Genomic DNA, 19,530 nt, shown 5'->3' with positions numbered 1-19,530 from the left:
GTGTGCCCCGTACGGGGGTTACTCTATCGCCGATAGATGTCGGGCTCGTTAAATGTGTGTGCAACATCTGGCGTGCTGCTTCTTCGCAGGCTCCCTGTGCAATATTGCTGTTCCGACCACTTTTTCCGACGAAGAGGATTTTCTCATCGCCCCGATCAACAAAAGCGATTCTGTTCGAGCCCAGCGACGGAGCAGATGGGGCGCTGGACTCCTGATCTCGGCCTCGGTGGCGATGGGTCTCGCGATCGCCCTGGTGCTAGCTCTCGTGCCGATCGCCATCGCCAATATGGGGCCGGCCTGGTTCGCACAGACCATCACCCAGGATCCGCTCAAAGTGTGTGATGCGTCCACGGAGGAGGACCAGCCGTTGCCGAAGGAGACGCAGGTGACACCGATGCCCGACGGTGAGAAGGGAGCGGCGATCCCGTACCTCGGCGATTCGAGCTACCTTCGCGGGGTCAACATGTACGACCTCGAAGCGCTCCGGCGCATCGACACGACGTGCGCCCTCAACCAGCCCGAAGCGAGTTACACCTACCTCGCCAGCCGGGGGGTCACGATCGTCCGTCTTGCTGTCCCCTGGGAGCGCCTGCAGCCGGTGCCGGACAGTGGCGACTACCAGGAGGGGATGAATGCCGGCCTCGACAAGGCGTATCTCGAAGTCGTGCAGACGGAGGTCGACAGGATTGCTGCGGCGGGAATGCGTGTGATCCTCGACCTGCACAACGGAGGCACGTATCCCTCGGGGCCGGGGGTCAGGGTGCCTGACACGGTCGCGTTCGGCGACGGGATCAGTGTCAAGCAGGCGCAGCACATCTGGGGCATGCTCTCCCAGGTGTTCAAGAACCAGACCGCGATTGCGGCCTACGACATCTTCAACGAGCCTTCCCTCAGCATGATGACCGCGGACGTCTACAAGAAGTACACGGTGGCCGTTGTCAAGGCGATCAGGGCAAACGGCGACCAGCACACTCTCTGGGTCGAGGGCATGAAGGAGATGACGGAGGGCCGACTGGTCCAGATCGCCCCGAAGGGTCCGTGGATCAGTGACCCTCTCGACAAGATCGTCTACTCGCAGCATTTCTACCCGGGGGGCACCGGGTCGACCAACGCCGCCTTCCGGGCGGATTCCGACTACGTGAGCTTCACCCAGCAGATGAAGGACTTCGGGGGGTGGTGCCAGAAGTACGACGTGCACTGCTCTGTCGGTGAGGTGGGCTGGCCCAGCATGGAGTCCCAGAAACTCACCTCCGACAACGGGGACAACTGGTCCACGGTGGGGGAGGGCTTCTACAAGCTCGCCGACACCTACAAGATGGATGTCACGTACTTCGCCTCCACGGGTGGCACCAAGCCAGGGTGGTTGAACGCCTACACCAGCAGTGACGGAACCGCCATCGACACCGCGCGCTCCCAGAGCAGCGTCATCGAACGGCACCTGACGAAGTAGAGCCCCCGGGCCGGAATCAGAGCGCCAGGTCCGGAGGCCGGGTGATGCCGAACCGGTCGCGCAGGGCGAGCTTCGCAGCGTTCCAACCCGCCGAACCGTGCACGCCTGTGCCGGGCGGGGTGGACGAGGAGCAGAGGTAGAGGCCTTTCAGGGGGGTGCGCCAAGGCGCGGGGCTCACGGTCGGGCGGGCGATGAGTTGGCGGAGCGTGATCGCTCCGCTCGAGATGTCGCCGCCGATCAGATTCGGGTCGAACGAGAAGAGATCTGACGTGTTCTTCGACGCTGAGGCAATGATGGTGTCGCGAAAGCCGGGTGCGTAGCGCTCGATGAGCCCGACGACCGTCTCGGTGTGGTCCACGGTCGAGAATCGTGGCACGTGGGTATAGGCCCAGACGACGTGTTTCCCGGCCGGGGCGCGGGTGCTGTCGACGATCGACGGCTGCGACAGGAGCACATAGGGTTTCCGCGCTTCACGCCCGAGCGCGACATCCCGCTCGCCGGAGGCAATCGCCGACCGCGTGCCCCCGAGGTGGAGCGTGGGCACGGTAGCGAGTTCGGAGTTCGTCCACGGAATCGGTGCACTGGTGGCCAGATCGAGTTTGAACACACCGTTGCCGTAGCTGAACCGACGGAGCGCTCTGGCGTAGCGGCCGGTGAGGCGCCCCTCGGCCAGGCCGAGGGCTGCACGTGCAGAAACGTCCAGAAGCACGGCTCGGGCACGGGGCAGCTCCGAGAGGGAGGTGATCTCCGCATCGGTGTGGATGATGCCGCCGTGCGCGACCAGGTCGGCCGCAAGGGCGGCGACGATGGAGGCGCTGCCGCCGACCGGGATCGGCCAGCCGCGAGCGTGGGCGTGCGCTCCGAGCACCAGGCCCGCGCCGGCCGTGGAGAGGGAGGGGATGCGCCCGACCGAGTGGGCGCTGAGGCCCGCCATCATGGCCGGGGCGACCAGGTTCCGGAACCGCAGTCGTGCGGCGGGTGTTCCCTGTTCGAGAACACGGAGACCGAACCGCACGGGTGCCACGAGGTGCCGGGGGATGCGTATCAGACTCCCGCTGATGAACTCCATGACCTCGTCGATGTTGTCGACGAGGGGCGCGAACAGCGTGTGCCAGGCGCGGCCGTCGACGCCGAGCCCGTCGGCCGTTCGTGCGAGGTCCCGGTAGGCGATTCCGGCACCCCCGCCGTCGAGCGGATGCCCGTACGAGGCTTCGGGAATGACGAAGTCGACCCGCTTGTCCAGCTCGAAACGACGGAAGAACTCCGAAGCGAGCGCCATCGGATGCACGGCCGACCCGACATCGTGCAGGAACCCTGTCTCCGTGAGCGCCTCCGTGCGGGCGCCACCCCCAATGGTGGCACTGCGTTCGAACACCTCGACGCTCAGTCCGGCGCGGGCGAGGGTGACGGCCGCCGCCAGCCCGTTGGGCCCGGCTCCGACGACGACTGCATCCGGTTGGCTCACGCCGATGACTCCCTCATGGTTAGAAAGGTACCCCACCGAAGCGTCCGGCCCCGCTGCCCGTAGAATCGACTTCGTTGTCTCTGGTCGCTGGCGCCCGGAGTGCTGTTCATTCCCGACCGAGGAGCGCCTGACGCCATGGCGAGCATAGAGACTGTGAACTGGAACCCCCGTCGACCGGTGGTTCCCGGCAGACTGGGGCGCATCATCCCCGTGCGTCGGCCAGTCAACAACTTCGGCGACCTCATCGGGCCGATGATCGTCTCGGAGATCGTGCGCCGCGAAGGTCTCATCGAGAAGCCGGGCGGAGAACCGCACCGCCTGCTGGCTGTCGGTTCCATCCTGCGCCTGGCGCACACCGGTGACACGCTCTGGGGCATCGGGGCGAATGGCAAGAGCCTCGACGATCCGTTCGATTTCACGTCATTGGACGTGCGGGCGGTGCGGGGCCCGCGCACCAGGGATCTGCTGCTCGGGCTCGGAATCCCCGTCCCCGAGGTCTTCGGCGACCCCGGGCTCCTCGTCGGCTCACTCTGGAGTCGTTCGGAGCTCGCCGGCCGGACCGCAGACAGGGGCGTCACGATCATCCCGAACCTCAACGACCTGGCCCACTACGATCTCTCCGACACCCGGGTCGTGGACCCGCGCACTCCCTTAGCGGAGATCCTCGGCATCATTGCGGCCAGTGACTTCGTGACGGGCTCGTCACTGCACGCCATCGTCGTGGCGGAGGCCCTCGGCATCCCCGCCCGGCTGATCGTCTCCGGCGCGGAGCCCCTCTTCAAATACTCCGACTACTACGCCGGATCCGGCCGGACGGCGTTCACGCCCGCGTCAGGTGTCGACGAGGCTGTCGCCCTCGGGGGGGAACCGGGCATCGAATGGGATGTCGGCGCCTTGCTCCGGGCGTTCCCCCGTGACCTCTGGGCGGCCACCGCGTGAGCCTGGCGGGCAGCGCAGCGCGCGGGGCAGCGACCACGCTCGGCGGCCAGTGGATCCGGTTCGTCATCCAGATCGTCTCGCTCGCCGTTCTCGCGCGGCTCCTGGTGCCGGGCGACTACGGCATCATCTCGATGGTCACGGCGATCGTCGGTGTGGCGACCCTGCTCGGCGACTTCGGGCTCTCGATGGCCTCCATCCAGTCCCAGAACCTCGAAGACGGCCAGCGCAGCAACCTGTTCTGGATCAACACGGCGCTCGGGGTGGTGCTGGGGCTGCTGATCTTCTTCGCCGCCGTACCCATTGCGGCCTTCTACGGCCGCCCCGAACTCGTCGACGTTGCACGCTCTCTGTCGCTGGTGTTCCTCTTCAATGCCCTCGCGGCCCAGTTCCGGGCGGAGACCTCCCGCAAGCTCCGCTTCAAGTGGCTCGCGACGGCGGATGTCGCGGCCCAGGCCATCGCGATGGTGCTGGCGATCGCGCTCGCCGTTCTGGGGGCAGGCTACTGGGCACTCGTCGTGCAACAGATCACTGTTGCGTTCATCACCCTGGTCGTGCTGGTGATCGCCGCCAAATGGTTGCCCGGGCTGCCGACCCGCAGAGTTCCGATGCGTTCGCTGCTCGGGTTCGGCGCGAACACGATGGGCGTGCAGCTCGTCAACTATCTCAGCGCGAATGTGGACAACATCCTGATCGGTCGTGTGTGGGGGGCGTCGGCGCTCGGTTTCTACGATCGTGCCTACCAGATCTTCCGGCTGCCGCTGATGCAGATCGCGGCACCGATGAGCAGGGTGGCCTTCCCGATCCTGTCCCGGCTGCAGAACGACCCTGCCTTCGACAAGTACATCCAGCGGGCGCAGCTGATCCTGAGCTACGTGATGGGTGGAGTGTTCTTCGTTGCGGCGGCGCTGGCCGAGCCGCTCATCGAGATCGTTCTCGGACCGGGGTGGAACGAGTCGAAGGCCATCTTCCGCATCCTTGCCATCGGCGGGGTGTTCCAGGCCCTGGGCTATGTCTACTACTGGGTGTTCCTCGCGAAGGCGATGACCGGCATCCAGCTGAAGTACGCCATCATCTCCCGCTCACTGATGGTCGTCTTCATGATCGTCGGCGTGTTCTGGGGTCCGATCGGCGTCGCCATCGGCGGAACGGCCGGCCTCATTCTGAACTGGGTCGTGCTCACGATCTTCGCCATCCCGAAGACGGGCGTGAACGTACGGGCCCTGGTGCTGACGGCCGTGCGGCCGGTGGTGACCTACGGGATCATGGTGGGCGGACTTCTGCCCCTCTCGATCTTCGTTCTTGCAGACGACCCGGCCTGGCTCCAGCTGATCGTGCTGGTCGGCGCGATCCTTCTCTACTGGGGGATCATCGTGCTCGTCGTGAAGCCTGTGCGCGCCGACCTGCTGCTCATCGTCGACGCAGCCAAGCGCATCCGCAAGCGCTGATCGAGGTGTCCGCCTGATTCAGCCGTCGTAGTCGGTGACGTTGATCATCGGTGCATCGACGGTGCCCTGTACCGTGCATCCCTGCTGTCCGTCGCCGGTGTCCGAGCGCACCACAGGGATGACGACCGACCAGATGCCCTCCGTCACTTCCGTGACGTCGCTCTGGTCGAGGTCTGCCCTGCTCTTCAGGCTGCCGGGGTCGTAGGCCTTGTCGAGAGCGCCGGTGCAGGCCGAGAACACGAGTTCGGGTGTCCATCCGCCGGCTCCCGGTTCGGCCGGCCCGGGTACGACCTCTGCGGGCGCATCCCCGGTACTGGCGGGCGGCACGGCCGCTTCGGAAGAGGGCGACGCGACAGGCGGCGCCGCTCCCTCTGTCGTCGGTACGTCTGTGGTCTGCGTGGCGGCGGGCCCATCCGACGTCGATGGGACGGCGACACCCGCCTCGGTGCAGCCGGCCAGTGCGAACACGAGCACCAGCGCGACGAGTGCCTTCTTCATCCATCCCCCCGAATGTGCATCCATACCGAGCAACTGGTATGAATAGTACGTCGAGCGCAGGGACGCTGCCGCAAAATACATCAAGGTGGGAAAAGCGTATGAAGATCTCTGTCATCGGTTGTGGGTATCTCGGAGCTGTGCACGCGGCGGCCATGGCCGAACTCGGCCATGAGGTCGTGGGGATCGACGTCGACGAGAACAAGATCCGTGCGCTCTCCGCGGGGACCGCGCCGTTCTTCGAGCCGGGGCTGCCGGAGATCCTCGCTGCGGGCATCGCCTCCGGGCGACTGACCTTCTCGAGCGACATGGCGGCCGTCCAGGGTGCCCAGATCCACTTCATCGCTGTCGGCACCCCCCAGCGAAAGGGCGAGCACGCAGCCGACCTCACGTATGTCGACGGCGCCGTCGACTCGCTGATCCCCTATCTCTCCCAGGGCAGCCTGGTGGCGGGCAAGTCCACTGTTCCCGTGGGCACCGCGGCACGTCTCGCGGCAAAGGTGAAGGAGGCGGGCTCCGGCGCGCTTCTCGCCTGGAACCCTGAGTTCCTCCGGGAGGGTTTCGCCGTCGAAGACACGATCAGCCCCGACCGGCTCGTCTACGGAATCCCCGACGGTGATGAGGGAGTGGCCGCCAAGGCGCTCCTGGATGAGGTGTACGCCGTCGCCCTCTCGCGTGAGACACCCCTCGTCGTCACCGACTACGCCACCGCTGAGCTCGTGAAGGTGTCGGCCAACGCTTTCCTCGCCACGAAGATCTCGTTCATCAACGCCATGGCCGAGATCGCCGAAGTCACCGGCGCCGACGTCACGCAGCTGGCGGATGCCATCGGTTTCGATGCCCGCATCGGCCGCCGGTTCCTGAACGCTGGCGTCGGTTTCGGCGGTGGTTGCCTTCCGAAGGACATCCGGGCCTTCGCGGCCCGGGCCGAAGAGCTCGGCAAGGGCGAGTCCGTCGCTTTTCTGAAAGAGGTCGACTCGATCAACCTGCGGCGCCGCCAGCGCGTCATCGATCTCGTCGTCGACTCGTTCGACGGAAACATCTTCGGCAAGAGGGTGGCCGTTCTGGGCCTCGCTTTCAAGCCCGACTCCGACGATGTGCGCGATTCGCCCGCTCTGAATGTCGCCGCAGCGTTGAAGGGTCTCGGCGCAGAAGTCGTCGCGACGGATCCGGAAGCCATCGCGAACGCCGCGCGCCTGCACCCGCAGATCACCTACGTCGCCGACACCCGCGAAGCCCTGACGGGAGCGGACGCAGTGGTCGTCGTGACGGAGTGGAAGCAGTTCCGCGAGCTCGACCCCGCGGAGATCCTCCCGCTTGTCAACCGGGCGTTCGTCGTCGACGGCCGCAACTGCCTCGACGCGAAGGCATACCGTGCCGCCGGCTGGACCTACCAGGGTCTCGGTCGTCCCTGACCGATCCACCGTCGCCGATTCCCGGTCGGAGGTCTCTCTCCTCGCCGGTGAGTCGTAAACTGGAGGAGTGTCTAATCCCTCCGAACCAACCGACGTCGTTCTGATCGGCGGCGGAATCATGAGCGCCACGCTTGGCGCCCTCATCAAGATCCTTCAGCCGGACTGGTCCATCCGGATCTTCGAGAAGCTGGGCTCCGTGGCGCTCGAGAGTTCGAATCCGTGGAACAACGCGGGAACCGGGCATGCGGCACTGTGCGAGCTCAACTACATGCCAGAGGCACCTGACGGTTCCGTGGAGACATCCAAGGCCGTAGCGATCAACGAGCAGTTCCAGGTGAGCCGCCAGCTCTGGTCGTACCTGGTCGAGCAGGGCGTCCTGAAGAGCCCGGACTCGTTCATCAATCCCACCCCGCACATGACGTTCGTCAAGGGCGAGGCGAATGTCGCCTATCTCCGCAAGCGCTATGAGGCACTCCTCTCCGAGCCCCTCTTCGAAGGGATCGAGTACTCGGACGACCCGAGCGTCATCTACGGCTGGTCGCCCCTGCTCCTTCGCGACCGGTCGAAGAATGAGAAGATCGCAGCAACCCGTGTCGTGTCGGGCACCGACGTCGACTTCGGTTCGCTCACGGCCCAGTTGTTCGACTACCTCAAAGCGGAGGGCGTCTCGACGGAGACCAACTGCACGGTGACCAACCTCAAGAAGACCAGGGACGGCACCTGGGAGGTGTCGCTCAAACACAGTGTCGGCAACACTCCGATGAAGGTCAACGCGCGGTTCGTCTTCGTCGGTGCAGGCGGCGGTGCCCTGCATCTGCTCCAGAAGGCCCGTATCCCGGAGATCCGGGGTTTCGGCGGATTTCCGATCAGTGGGCAGTTCCTCCGCACAGACAATCCCCGTGTCGTCGCCGAGCACCAGGCGAAGGTGTACGGCAAGGCTGCTGTCGGCGCCCCACCGATGTCGGTTCCGCACCTCGACAAGCGTGTTGTGGACGGCCAAGCGTCGCTGCTGTTCGGGCCGTACGCAGGCTTCAGCCCGAAGTTCCTCAAGTCGGGTTCCTGGCTCGACCTTCCGCGGTCCATCCGCGCACACAACCTCGGACCGATGCTCGCCGTTGCCCGCGACAATCTCGATCTGATGAAATACCTGATCGGTGAGGTCTTCGCCTCCAAGAGCAAGAAGTTCGAGGCGCTCCGCGAATTCATGCCGACGGCCGACCCGAAGGACTGGTATCTCATCACCGCCGGGCAGCGCGTTCAGGTCATGAAGAAGGATGCGAAGCGCGGGGGTGTGCTGCAGTTCGGCACCGAAGTGATCACGTCGGCCGACGGGTCGATCGCAGGGTTGCTCGGAGCATCCCCGGGTGCCTCGACGGCTGTCCCGATCATGCTGGATCTCCTCGAGCGCTGTTTCGGCGACTCCTACCCCGGGTGGAAGACACAGCTGAAGAAGATGATCCCCTCGCTCGGCACTCTGCTCACGAAGAGCCCATCGAACGCGGAGAAGACGCTGAAGGAGACGGCGAAGGTCCTAGAGCTCGGCTGACGGCGAGTTCAGCCAGACATCCAGATACGTCGGGGAATGCCGGTCGGCGTCTATTGAGGCCGGGCAGGTGACGACGCGGTTGTTGAGGGCGAGGATCCGCACCCTCCAGGCGATCTTCCGTGAGACCACAGGGTCCAGGGTGCCGATCGTGACTCGCGAACTTGTGTACCGGAGCACGACGTAGAGAGAACGCCTCCCCTCGAACCTCCGGGAGACGATACGCGCCTGGGCAGCCCCGCCGAAGGTCGCCTGCGCGTCTGCGATCGCCCTGACGCGATCTCGGGAATCCCCGGTGGATATGAGGAGTGGCCCGAGGTCGTCGAGCTCGCGTAGGCGCACGAGCTGGTGGTGACGGCGTTTCAGCAGCACGGCAGACTCCTCCTACGGCCGCCGCAGAGCACACCAGCGTGGTCCGGTCAGACTGCGACTGGCCGGTTTCTCCACATGTTAGGGCGAAGAGGCACACCGGTCGGCCAGAATGTGTGAATTTTCATGAGCCCGAAACCGAACTGTCTCAATCGGCTGCAGATGTGATCACCAGGCCCCGGGCGATGAGGCTGCCGAGGAACTGCGCCACGTCGCCCTCGATCTTCCCCGGTGCCTCCCCGGTCTCCCCGGAACAGGCCTCGACCGTCTCGCTGAGAGTCTGGGCCCCGGAGCGGAGTGCTCGCCACACGGTGGACGCCGACCCCGAGAGCTGAAGAGGCTCGAACGCAGCAGAGTCGAGTCGCATCACGATGGTCGAGTCATCCGTCGTGATCTCAGCGATGGACGCGGGGATGGTGAGCCTGCCGAGTGTTCTCGTCATGCCCGGGGATCCGGACGGTGGCGTCGCCGAAAACCCCGCACGGACGCCATCGCACCGGGGAGGGCAACGAGTCCGTGTCCCAGCCGCCGGAACCAGGCTCCCGCAATGCCGCGCGGGCCGAGAGGAGTCTCCGGATGCAGCAGACGCAGCTGGCGAGGTGAAGGAAACAGTGCCGAAGCGACGATCGCGACTTTCCGTCGCGTAGGCGCCTCCGACAGGTGCACGAGCCAGGCGGAGCTGGTGCCCCGGGCTGCTGCATTGAGGCGCCAGCGGCGAAGCTCGTCCGACTCAGGGCCCGGTGCGGTGAGATCGCTGCCCACCGTTTCGAGGAGGGGCCTGCAGGTCTCTGTGGCACCGAGGAGATGTGCCCTCGCGGCGAGGAGGGAGCCGGCCTGGTCGCCGAAGACGGTGCGGGCAGCCTCGGCCAGCGGCGCGACGGACGACAGTGCCGCGGCCGGTGCAGTGTGTCGAAGGGTGTGCAGGCCGAGGATGAGGGCGGTCGATGGGGGATCCGGCACGTCAACCGCGATCCCGGCGAACTCCTCTTCGACCCGCGACGCCCAGAGAACGTCGAATGCTTCCGCCGGTTCAAGGAGGAAACCCGGCCAGAAGCGGTGCAGGTCGAGGTCGATGGGCCATGAAGCGTTGAGCAGGGTGACCGAGTGCAGCTCGACGATGCGAGGGGTTGTGGGCGCACTCCGTTCCTGCCAGCCGGCGTCGACCAGTCGATCGACGAACTCTTCGAAACGGTGCGGTTCCACCAGGACGTCGACGTCGGATGACGCGCGGGGTTTCCGGAGACCCTGGCGGGCAGCTGCCGGCCCCTTCACGACCAGGGTCCTGACGCCCATCGACCGTGCGGTGAAGCCGACCCACGCCGAAGCGAGCAGAACGGCGTCCGCCGTAGCCAGTCGAGCACTCTCCACCCGTCAGGCCGAACGTTCTACGGCAGACTTCGGCTCGGCCGCCCAACCGGCGAAGTTGTGTGCTATTTGCGATGCCGCCAGACTTATCTGGTGTGCGACGCCTTCATGCACGGCTCGGGCCTGGCGGTAGGGGTCCGCCACGTCGTCCTGAGGCTGCAGGCTTGCGCGGGACCGGATGCGTGCCAGGTCCTTCACCCGGGCGCGGAAGACGGCACCCGTGATTTCGTCGACCCCGGCCGAGGAAAGTCCGCCGTGGAGGATCCCCTCGTCTGGACGTCGAACCTCACGGGCCTCCGACTCGGGCAGAGCGAGGAGTTTCGCGAACTCGGTGAGGGTGAATGCCCGCTGCAGCGCACGCGGATAGCGCTGGATCAGGTCATCGCGCTGGTGCCGGGTCATGGTGAGGACCAGGTCGCTCCCGGAGACGATCGCGCTCGACAGGGCACGACCGGTGTGCGGCCCGGCCGGGTTCGACTGGCCTCGGAGAGCGTGGGACATCTCGAGTGACGTCTCATCCATCGGGGCTCCGACGACGGCACCGAGGCCCGCGCTGGAGAACGCGGTCACGGTGTGCAGCCCCGCCTCGCCGAAACGGGCGCGAAGCAGGTTCTCGGCCAAGGGCGACCGGCAGATGTTGCCGGTGCACACCGCGAGCACACGGAACGGGGCCCGGTTCTCGCTCTCGTTCGCCATTCGTTCTCCCTCCCGCTAGCGACGGTCGGTCGTCGCCCGTGTGCTGGTGCCGTCTGCGCCGTTGGCGGTGTCGTCGGGAGTCCCGCCGGCGCCGGGCGCGAGCACCCGTTCGACCGGCGCAGCGCGACGGGCATGTGCGTTCTCGGAGCGCAGATCGACCGAGGGTTCTATCGGGCTCACGGGCACATCATCCTCGACGCGAGCGTTGTAGTCGCCCTTGTACTGGTAGCCGTAGTAGGTGCTGCCGCTGCCGCGGCGAGGCACACGGTTGAGGATCACACCGAGAGCCCGGCCGTTGACCCGCTCCAGGTTGTTCAGCGCCTTACCCAGGGCATCCGTCGTGGTCTTGCCGACCGATGCCACCACGAGAGCGCCGTCTGTGCAGGCGGTCAGGATGGCGGCGTCGGTGACCGGGATGAGGGGAGGCGCGTCGATCAGGACGATGGAATCGCGCGCCAGGTGGTTGAGCAGGGTCTGCATGGCACGTGACCCGAGGAGTTCGCTCGGGTTCGGGGGAACGACCCCGGCGCCCATGACCATCAGGCGGCCGCTGTCTCCCCAGGGCTGCAGCACGTCTTCGATCTCGGCCCGGCCGACCAGCACATCGGTGAGCCCGACGCCGGGGAGGAGGTTGAACGACTTGGCGACGGTCGGGCGACGAAGGTCTCCGTCGACGACCACAACACGCTGGCCGGAGGCAGCGATCGTCGTGGCGAGGTTGGCCGTGATGGTCGATTTGCCGTCTCCGGGCAGTGAACTCGTGACGACGATGATACGAGGAGGGTTGTCGACATCCATGAACTGCAGGTTCGTGCGCAGTTCCCTGAGGGCCTCAGCGACGGCATCGTCGTCGGTGCGTCGCACACTGTAGTTCGACGAGGAGATGTGGTCGACGAGCCGGTTGGCATCGGTGAAGTTGCGGTCGAACGGGATCGTTCCGACGACAGCGAGACCGAATGCCTTCTCGACATTCTCCACGGACCGGATGCGGCGGTCGAGCGTATTGCGCACGAAAGCGTAGCCGATGCCGCCGATGGCTCCGAAGAGGAAGCCGAGCGCGATGGCAAGACGGGTGTTCGGCGAGCTCGGAGAGGCTGGCAGCACTGCGGAGTCGAGCGTCTGGAGCTTGACGATCGAAGCCGTGCCGGCGGGCGCCGTCGTCGTGTCGAGGGTGCCGGAGTTCTCGAGGTCGGTGACCTGCTGCACCATGCCCGCGATCCAGGTCTCGGCGAGATCCCGGGCTCCCTCCGGAGTCGAGGACTGGGCCGACACGGCCAGCACGGCGGTGTCGATCGGGTTCGAAACGGTCACCCGGCTGATCAGATCTTCGGGGCTCGACTGCAGGCCGAGCTTGTCGACGGCGTAGGCCGCGACCGAGCGTGACTTTGCAACGTTGAGGTAGGACTTCACCCGGGACTTCGCGTAGTTGTCGCCGACAAGCGCGGATCCGAGGTCAGTGCTCACACCGGTGGTGATGATCCCGCTTGCGTCGGCGGTGTACACCCGGGGCTGGATGAGGGACCAGCCGTATCCCGCCAGTCCTCCCACCAGCATGAAGACGACAATGGCGATCCAGTGCGCACGCAGCACACGGAGGTAACCGGACAGATCCACGAGTTCCCCCTTCGCAGCGATCGTGCTCCTGCGGGAGATCGTAACACACACCCTCTGCCGCGCCGGGGTGCCCGCCGCCCGCCGCCGAGGCGCCCGGATGGACCGTCGAGCAGGCCCGGAACGACCCCCGAGTCCGCGATTGGTATAATCGCTCATGGCCGCTTCCAGACCAAATCACAGGCGCATCCGGATCCATATGGTGCTCGAGTCGCGCATGCTTGCCGAGGCCGCCAGCGTGCGACTCAAGTCGCTTCTGCCCGGTACCTCAGTGGTCGGGTGGACGAGGTCGTGGGACGTCTACCAGCATCGGCAGCAGTCGGTCGCCGACGTGGTGATCCTCGACAACGAACTGACGAACGGGGTCCCCACTCCTGCGAAAGTCGCCGCCCTCGTCGTCGAGACCACAGGCGTCGTGGTTCTCGGCTCGACGACCTACGGTCCGGCGATCCAGCGATTGCTCGATGCCGGAGCACACTCCTATGTACTCGCCTCCGACCCGTCCGAGACTCTGGCGGCGGCAGTCGATTCGGCCTTCCGCAGTGAGCCTCACCGCTCGGCGGCGGTTCTGCAGCTTCTCGCCGGGCAGGAACCTCCCCGTGTCTCCGAGTTGACTCGCCGCGAGCTCGAGGTGGTCGGCGCATACATCTCAGGATCGGGCGCTTCCGTGCCGGAGACCGCCGCCCGTTTCGGAATATCGGTGGAGACGGTGCGCACCCACATCTCCCACGCCCGCCGCAAGTACTCGGACGGCCCCACCGATCCCATCTCGAAGATGGAGTTGCGTCGGCGAATGATCCGGGACGGCTGGATCGCTGGCTGAGCCCCGTGGCTCCCGACGCAATGACCCTACGATGGCAGCATGACTGACCTGATCCTCGGCCTCAACATCGTCAACGCGCCTCTGGTCAGGACGATGAGCGCGCTGAGCATCGCCCTCGTTCTCTTCCTGCTCATCCGCCGGCCGACCACGCGGTGGGTCCTGACGGCCAGCATCGGCGCCGTCTCCGGTGCGCTCATCGGTACCATCACGCTCCTGGTCACCGTGAACGTCCTCAACCTGTTCGGCACGCGGTTGACGGCTGTCGTCGACACATGGGTCGTCCTGACGTTCACGGCCGTGGCGATCGGCATCGTGAACCTGTGGCGCTCGAAGTGGTGGCGGAAGCTCGTGGCCGCCGTCTCGATCATCGTCTTCGTCGTCACCGGTGCCCTGGGTGTCAACGCGGCCTTCGGCCTCAACAAGACAGTTGCCGCCTTCTTCGGCGTGACGAACGAGAAGCCGCTCGATCTGGGCCAGCACACCGCTTCGCCGAATCCGACGAACGGAGCTGACGATGTGACGCCGCTCTACACCCGCTGGCAGCCGCCGGCGGGGATGCCGGCCGAGGGCAAGGTCGGAACGGTGAACATCCCACACGCGGCATCGGGGTTCATCGCGAGAACAGCGCTTGCCTACGTGCCCCCGGCTGGACTGGTGGCCGATCCACCCACACTGCCGGTGATCATCCAACTCAATGGGCAGCCCGGCAGCCCGGGGCTCGACGACCCCAAGGTCATCCTCGACAAGCTGGCGGCGGGAGACAACGGGCTCGCTCCGATCATCGTGAACCCCGACCAGTTGGGCGACGACTCCAAAGATCCGCTGTGTCTGGACACGTCGATGGGAAACGTCGAGACGTACATCATGAAGGATGTCGTGCCGTGGGTGCGGGCAAACTTCAACGTCTCTTCCGATCCGAAGGACTGGACGGTCCTCGGATTCTCGAACGGCGGAATGTGTGCGTCGTACTTCGGGGCCAAATACCCGCAGGTGTTCGGCAATTTCGTCGATCTCTCCGGTGACGAATACCAGGGGGTGGATGATTCGTCCACACTGAAACGTGTCTTCGGAGGGGACCAGGCCGCCTACGAAGCGGTCTGGCCGGCTTCCATCATGGCGCGCGGAACCTACCCCGACTCGGTCGGCGTCTTCACCGTCGGTGAATCCGACAGTGAGGCGAAGCCGGGGGTGAAGAAGACCTACGACGCCGCTGTTGCCGCAGGGATCCAGGCGACCTACACGGAGATCCCCGGGGGAGGTCATGACAACACGGCACTCGACGGCGGCTTGAGCAAGGCCTACGACGTACTGTATCCGCGCTGGGGCCTGAAGGCGTCAGGGTAACGTGACCGGAATGCGCCACATCGTCTCCCTCACAGCTCTCGACGTCAGCGTGGCCATCGTCCTCGATGGCCTCGACTCCGCTGAGGCCGTGCAGTTCGTGCAGAGTTGGTCCCGGTGCGGAGCCCGGGCCGTCAGTGAGATCCCCCGTGGGAGCACCGTCATCCGCGCTCGATTGCGGATGCCGGGGCAGGGCCAGGTGCAGGACGAGGATGCCCGTGACCTGACTGCCGACTCCTACCGGGAACTCGCCGACCGCCTCTCCGGGCTGGTCACCCTCCGGGCGATCGATGCCCGGAGGCAGAACCTCCTGATGTTCCACGCCGGCGGTGTCGCGGATCTTCGAACGGGAAATGTCATTGCCTTCATCGGGCCGTCAGGACGAGGCAAGACCACCGCATCCATCGCGCTCGGAAAGACGTTCGGTTACGTGACGGACGAGACGCTGGCTGTCAGCGATGACCTCGGTGTTCTCGCCTACGCCAAGCCACTCTCGGTCAAACAGGCTGCGCCCGAACGGTGGAAGGACCAGTTCGGGCCGGCCGCCCTCGGGTTGGCCGCGGTCCCGGCCCGGGCGCTCCGCCTGGTGCGCATCGTTCTACTCGACAGGCAGAGCGACTATGCAGAGGGCGTTCGACCACTGGTGCGTCCCGTCCCCCTGGCGTCGGTGATTGCGGAGCTGGTCCCGCAGATCAGCTTCCTCGCCGAACGAGCGCGTCCGTTGCACCGGCTGCGTTCGACCATCGACAGGTGCGGTGGTCTCCAGCAGGTCACCTACGGCGAGGCAACGAGCCTCACCGATGTCTTTCGTGCGCTCTTCGCCGAGGCCGAGGCCGAGCAGGATGGACTCTCTGGCGACAACCCCACCGTCTTCTTCGAGGCTGAGTACGACGACGCCGTGCTCGACGACGAATCGTTGATCGTGCTCAGACAGGGCACTGTCCGGGTGCTGGCCGGGATCGCGCCGACTCTCCTCGAATTGGCTGCCGTACCCGTTTCGTTCGATGACCTCGTGAGGGGAGTGGTCGACATCCATGGCATGCCGGGCCGGGCCGATGCGAGAGTGTTGGTCGGGGCTGCTGTCGATGAGCTGGTGGCGAGCGGGCTTCTCCGTGCATCCACTCCGCGAGCCTCGTAGTGTCGACGCGGCCGGCCTCGCGTTCCCGCTGGCGCAGGATCACCGGGAGCTTCTGGTTCAACCTGCTCGCGGCGACTGTCGCCCTCGTGCTCCTGCAGGCCTTCGTGGTCAAGATCTACTACGTTCCGTCGGGCAGCATGGAGCAGACGCTGGCGGTCGGCGACCGGGTGGTCGTCGACCGGATCGCCGGCGCGTTCTCCGCCCCGGCCGATGGAGACGTTGTGGTCTTCACCGCGTCCTCCCTGTGGGGGGAACAGCCGCCGGTTCCCGACAACCCGGCCGTGTACGCGATCAAGTGGATCGGAGGTGTCGTCGGTGTCGGACCGAACCTCGACCACACTCTCATCAAGCGCGTCATCGCCGGACCGGGTCAGACCGTGTCGTGCTGCGACGCGGAGGGTCGGGTGCTGGTCGACGGACTGCCGCTCGACGAACCATACGTCTTCGAGGACTACCCGTTCGAAGCAGGTTCCTTCGACTGCACGACGACTCCGCGCTCCCTCCGGTGCTTCGATGACGTGATCGTTCCGCCCGACGAATACTTCGTGCTCGGCGACCATCGGTCCAATTCGAACGATTCGATCTTTCGCTGCCGCGGGGTCGACCCACCGGTGGGCTGTCTCAAGATGGTGGGAAAGAGCGACATTGTCGGGCGTGCGTTCGCGATCGTGCTGCCACCCACACGCTGGAGCGGCCTCTAGCCGGGTATCGGGGTCAGAGTGCGGGCAGGCCCAAGTCGAACGAGCCCGCCGCGTCCGGAGGAGGGTTCCGCTTGCCGAACGACAGCCCGAAGGTCTGCTGCTTCTCGGGGACCGGTCGGGGCGTGAGCGGCTCGAAGACGCTGTAGGAGACCGGTTCGGTCGCTGCTACCCCGCCGCGCCTGAGGCGAGCGAAGACCGAGAAGAAGCCGCTGGTCGTCTCACGGGGTGACCTCGACTCGACCGGAGGTGATTCGAAGGCTGCATCGTAGGCGACGGCATCCGAGGGACGCGCGCCCGTTTCGAGCGGAGCAAATCCGAGAGCGAAGGCGGCCGGTGCCGCCCCGTCCACCGCCTGAGTGGGCGTCGACGCCCACGGCAGCTGCAGGTTGCCGGCAATCGGTTCCGATGACTGTCCGACGCGCACCGTACCGACGGGTCGACCGCCGACGGCCGGGGCGAACCGGATGCGGCCCAAGCGCCGCCGTGAGACGAGATACGCCACGACGCCGAGGATCAGCACGGCGCCGGCCGCGATTCCGGCCAGCACGAACGGGAAGGCGTCCCTCGCGGTACCGGCTGACGGCGGGGGATAGAAGGGCAGTTCGATGACGGGGGCCGGCGCCGCCGTGGCGGTGACGGTCGGCACAGGGGTCGGGGTCGGCGTCGGTGTCTCGGTGGGCGGCGCAACCTCCGACTCTCCCTCACCGGAGGAATCAGAATCGGACTCCTCCGGTGAGGGAGCCGGACTCTCCTCCGCGGGCGCCTGGCTCTCGACGGGCGCTGGTTCCTCCGTCGGAACGACCGGGTCGACCGTCGGCACGGGAGCCTCGGTCGGTGTGGGTACCTCGGTGGCCGGCGGATCCGGGACGACCGTCGGATCGATGATCGGCGGCTGAGGGTCGACGGGATCCGGCACCGTGGGCTCGGGGTCGGGAACCGGTTCCGTCGTCGCTGGCGGGTCGACGACAGGGGGTAACGGCGTGGTCGCATCGCGCAGGGACGGAGCCCCCACGGCGGTCACACCCGGGCTCGCGCTGGCGAGCGGCGTTGCTGAGGCGGCGGGCACGAGGAGAAGAGGAAGGAGGGCGCCGGCTGCCACGACGATGAGCGCGGAAGCGAGGCGCAGACGGTGAGGGGCAGAGTGACGCATGCGAACAGCTTCCCACACCAAACGGCCCGCGATTGTAATTATGGCAACGCTCGCAGGTATAGTTTTTCGGGCGGGGACAGGGGAAAGCCCTCCCGAGTGTGGCATGCGGGGCGTGCGACGCATTAACGAAAGGGCTGTGGCCTGTGAGTTTAGATGGCTACATTCGTGTAATCCGAAAAGGCTGGGTGCTGATTGTCGTCTTCGCCCTGCTGGGTCTGGCGGCGGGAGCGGCTCTGGCGATCCTGGCGACACCCCAGTACCGATCGACTGCGACGATGTACGTGTCGGTGGCGGTCTCCGACACTCCTACCGCAGGTGACCTGACATCGGGCAACTCCTATGCGCAGGCGAAGGTCAAGTCGTACACGGACATCATCACCAGCGCATCGGTGCTCGACAACGTCATCAAGGACCTGAACCTCTCGGTGACGAGCAAAGCTCTGGCGAACCAGCTCTCCGCCTCGTCTCCTGTCGGGACGGTCATCATCGAACTGACGGCCACCGACCCCAACCCGCAGCAGGCGGCCAACCTCGCGAATGCCACTGCGCAGAGCTTCAGCGATGTCGTCATCGACGACCTCGAGAAGCCGACCGGTGGCGGTGCCAGCCTCGTCAAGATCCAGATCGTCGACCCGGCCATCCCCGCAACCAGCCCATCGAGCCCCAACGTGCCCCTGAACATCCTGCTCGGTGCTGTCGTCGGGATCATCTTCGGCCTGGGTGCAGCGTTCCTCCGCACTTCTCTCGACACCCGCGTCCACGGAACCCACGACGTCGAAGCCGTGTCGGATTCCCCCATCCTCGGCGGCATCAGTTTCGATCCGGAGTCGAACAAGCACCCGCTCCTGGTGCACAGTGACCCTCGCAACCCTCGAGCTGAGGCGTTCCGGGCGCTGCGAACCAACCTCCGTTTCGTGAATGCGGGCTCGGACAACAGGTGCTTCGTCGTCACGTCGTCGATCATGGGCGAGGGAAAGAGCACGACGTCCGCCAACCTTGCGCTCGCACTCGCAGAAACAGGAGTGCGCGTCGTCCTCATCGATGGTGACCTCCGTAAGCCCAAGCTGGCGGAGTACATGGGGCTTGAGGGTGCTGTAGGGCTCACCGATGTGCTGATCGGGGCCGTTCCCCTGGCAGACGTACTGCAGCGCTGGGGCAACCGCGAGCTGTACGTACTGCCGGCCGGGCGGGTACCCCCGAACCCGAGCGAACTGCTGGGCTCCGATGCGATGCAGAACCTGCTCACCGCCCTCAACGAGCAGGTGGACTACGTGATCATCGACGCCCCGCCACTGCTTCCCGTCACCGACGGCGCGATCATCAGCAGCATGACGGCCGGCGCGATCGTGGTGGCAGCGTCGGGCAAGGTCAAGCGCACCGAGCTCGCCCGGGCACTCAATTCACTCTCGAGCATCAACAGCAATATCGTCGGTGTCGTGATGACGATGCTGCCCAACAAGGGCCCGGACTCCTACAACAGTGAGAAGTACGGCTACTACGGTGCCGGTCCCGACGAGGACTTCGCCGAGACCACCCCGCCCCGTCGGCGTCGCGGCCGCAAGTAGGCCGTCGCTGCCTTCACGT

The 19,530-nt window shown here is 66.0% G+C and carries 18 protein-coding genes; 10 read left to right on the top strand and 8 right to left on the bottom strand.

Annotation, left to right across the window (positions count from 1 at the left end; genetic code table 11):
* Positions 1–232 precede the first annotated feature (232 nt).
* Complete coding sequence (locus FB464_RS11445; protein ID WP_170151852.1) at positions 233–1,450, top strand: glycoside hydrolase family 5 protein; 1,218 nt, start codon at positions 233–235, stop codon at positions 1,448–1,450.
* Positions 1,451–1,466: 16 nt separating this feature from the next.
* Here the strand turns inward: FB464_RS11445 and FB464_RS11440 are convergent, their stop codons facing one another.
* The gene (locus tag FB464_RS11440; protein ID WP_116413749.1) at positions 1,467–2,915 is read right to left on the bottom strand and encodes a phytoene desaturase family protein; all 1,449 of its coding nucleotides are present in this window, start codon (positions 2,913–2,915) and stop codon (positions 1,467–1,469) included.
* 135 nt (positions 2,916–3,050) lie between these two features.
* Here FB464_RS11440 and FB464_RS11435 point away from each other — a divergent pair, with 135 nt between their 5' ends.
* Positions 3,051–3,854, top strand: coding sequence for a polysaccharide pyruvyl transferase family protein (locus tag FB464_RS11435; RefSeq protein WP_116413750.1), 804 nt, complete (start codon positions 3,051–3,053; stop codon positions 3,852–3,854).
* A complete protein-coding gene (locus FB464_RS11430) occupies positions 3,851–5,299 on the top strand; it encodes a lipopolysaccharide biosynthesis protein (protein ID WP_170151853.1) in 1,449 nt (482 codons plus the stop codon). Before FB464_RS11435 ends, FB464_RS11430 begins: the two co-directional genes overlap by 4 nt.
* 18 nt (positions 5,300–5,317) lie before the next feature.
* Here FB464_RS11430 and FB464_RS11425 read toward each other — a convergent pair whose 3' ends face one another.
* A complete protein-coding gene (locus FB464_RS11425) occupies positions 5,318–5,797 on the bottom strand; it encodes a membrane lipoprotein lipid attachment site-containing protein (protein WP_116413752.1) in 480 nt (159 codons plus the stop codon).
* A 98-nt stretch (positions 5,798–5,895) separates the two neighbouring features.
* Here FB464_RS11425 and FB464_RS11420 point away from each other — a divergent pair, with 98 nt between their 5' ends.
* Both FB464_RS11420 and FB464_RS11415 read left to right on the top strand, forming a co-directional pair.
* Positions 5,896–7,209, top strand: coding sequence for a UDP-glucose dehydrogenase family protein (locus tag FB464_RS11420; protein WP_116413753.1), 1,314 nt, complete (start codon positions 5,896–5,898; stop codon positions 7,207–7,209).
* A gap of 67 nt (positions 7,210–7,276) precedes the next feature.
* Entirely contained in the window at positions 7,277–8,755 is a 1,479-nt protein-coding gene (locus tag FB464_RS11415) for a malate:quinone oxidoreductase (protein ID WP_116413754.1), read from the top strand.
* Here FB464_RS11415 and FB464_RS11410 read toward each other — a convergent pair.
* The 5 genes from FB464_RS11410 to FB464_RS11390 form a co-directional block, all read right to left on the bottom strand.
* Positions 8,741–9,124: a hypothetical protein gene (locus FB464_RS11410; protein ID WP_116413755.1), complete on the bottom strand. Its 384-nt coding sequence runs from the start codon at positions 9,122–9,124 to the stop codon at positions 8,741–8,743. The two genes, FB464_RS11415 and FB464_RS11410, sit on opposite strands and share 15 nt — an antisense overlap.
* 145 nt (positions 9,125–9,269) lie before the next feature.
* On the bottom strand, positions 9,270–9,563 hold the full coding sequence (locus tag FB464_RS11405; protein ID WP_116413756.1) for a PqqD family protein: 294 nt from the start codon (positions 9,561–9,563) through the stop codon (positions 9,270–9,272).
* Positions 9,560–10,489, bottom strand: coding sequence for a nucleotidyltransferase family protein (locus FB464_RS11400; RefSeq protein WP_116413757.1), 930 nt, complete (start codon positions 10,487–10,489; stop codon positions 9,560–9,562). Before FB464_RS11400 ends, FB464_RS11405 begins: the two co-directional genes overlap by 4 nt.
* A 3-nt stretch (positions 10,490–10,492) precedes the next feature.
* Positions 10,493–11,182: an arsenate reductase/protein-tyrosine-phosphatase family protein gene (locus FB464_RS11395; protein WP_116413758.1), complete on the bottom strand. Its 690-nt coding sequence runs from the start codon at positions 11,180–11,182 to the stop codon at positions 10,493–10,495.
* A gap of 15 nt (positions 11,183–11,197) precedes the next feature.
* Complete coding sequence (locus tag FB464_RS11390) at positions 11,198–12,796, bottom strand: tyrosine-protein kinase domain-containing protein (protein WP_170151854.1); 1,599 nt, start codon at positions 12,794–12,796, stop codon at positions 11,198–11,200.
* Positions 12,797–12,950: 154 nt separating this feature from the next.
* Between FB464_RS11390 and FB464_RS11385 the strand changes: the two genes are divergently transcribed.
* The 4 genes from FB464_RS11385 to lepB are packed head-to-tail and all read left to right on the top strand — an operon-like array spanning position 12,951 to position 16,796.
* Positions 12,951–13,616 carry a helix-turn-helix transcriptional regulator gene (locus tag FB464_RS11385; RefSeq protein WP_116413760.1) on the top strand — a complete coding sequence of 222 codons (666 nt, stop codon included), beginning with the start codon at positions 12,951–12,953 and terminating at the stop codon, positions 13,614–13,616.
* Positions 13,617–13,655: 39 nt separating this feature from the next.
* Positions 13,656–14,960 (top strand): alpha/beta hydrolase-fold protein, encoded by a 1,305-nt coding sequence (locus FB464_RS11380; protein ID WP_116413761.1) that lies wholly within the window; start codon positions 13,656–13,658, stop codon positions 14,958–14,960.
* A gap of 10 nt (positions 14,961–14,970) precedes the next feature.
* Complete coding sequence (locus FB464_RS11375; RefSeq protein WP_142206676.1) at positions 14,971–16,095, top strand: hypothetical protein; 1,125 nt, start codon at positions 14,971–14,973, stop codon at positions 16,093–16,095.
* Complete coding sequence (lepB, locus tag FB464_RS11370; protein WP_170151855.1) at positions 16,095–16,796, top strand: signal peptidase I; 702 nt, start codon at positions 16,095–16,097, stop codon at positions 16,794–16,796. Before FB464_RS11375 ends, lepB begins: the two co-directional genes overlap by 1 nt.
* A 13-nt stretch (positions 16,797–16,809) precedes the next feature.
* On the opposite strand, the gene FB464_RS11365 is transcribed toward lepB, so the two are convergent.
* On the bottom strand, positions 16,810–17,946 hold the full coding sequence (locus FB464_RS11365; RefSeq protein WP_142206675.1) for a hypothetical protein: 1,137 nt from the start codon (positions 17,944–17,946) through the stop codon (positions 16,810–16,812).
* A 98-nt stretch (positions 17,947–18,044) separates the two neighbouring features.
* Between FB464_RS11365 and FB464_RS11360 the strand changes: the two genes are divergently transcribed.
* Positions 18,045–19,511, top strand: coding sequence for a tyrosine-protein kinase domain-containing protein (locus FB464_RS11360; RefSeq protein ID WP_342780702.1), 1,467 nt, complete (start codon positions 18,045–18,047; stop codon positions 19,509–19,511).
* Positions 19,512–19,530: the final 19 nt, after the last annotated feature.

Origin of the sequence: Subtercola boreus, from assembly GCF_006716115.1 — a bacterium.
Classification (GTDB): Bacteria; Actinomycetota; Actinomycetes; order Actinomycetales; family Microbacteriaceae; genus Subtercola; species Subtercola boreus.
Note: the sequence above shows the minus strand (reverse complement) of the source record. Positions and strands in the feature narration are given on the sequence as shown.